This window comes from Streptomyces sp. NRRL F-5126 (assembly GCF_000721265.1).
Lineage (GTDB): Bacteria > Actinomycetota > Actinomycetes > Streptomycetales > Streptomycetaceae > Streptomyces.
On record NZ_JOFZ01000135.1, the window covers coordinates 1 to 312 of the forward strand.

Genomic DNA, 312 nt, shown 5'->3' on the forward strand with positions numbered 1-312 from the left:
CCAGGTGACCGGGCTGACCGCCCGGGAGATCGGACTGCGGGCGGCGGAGCACGGGATCGCCCTGTTCGAGCTGACCGCGCGCACCGTGTCACTGGAGGAGGCGTTCATGGAGCTGACGAGGGACGCCGTGGAGTACCACGGCACGACGACCGGCGCCGACGCCGGCGCGAGGACGACCGGCGACAACGACCTGGGGAGGACCGCATGAGCACGCTCACCGCAACCACCGAGGAACCGCGGACCGCGCCCGCCCGCCCCGTCTACCGGGTGACCGGACGGCGGGTGCTCGCCTCCGAGTGGGCCAAGCTGTGG

2 pseudogenes are annotated in these 312 nt (G+C 73.4%); both read left to right on the plus strand.

The annotated features are described in order from the left end of the window. A pseudogene (locus IH48_RS0132675) lies at nucleotides 1-208 on the plus strand (ABC transporter ATP-binding protein); the annotation flags it as partial. Continuing rightward, a pseudogene (locus tag IH48_RS36490) lies at nucleotides 205-312 on the plus strand (ABC transporter permease); the annotation flags it as partial. The pseudogenes IH48_RS0132675 and IH48_RS36490, both read left to right, overlap by 4 nt.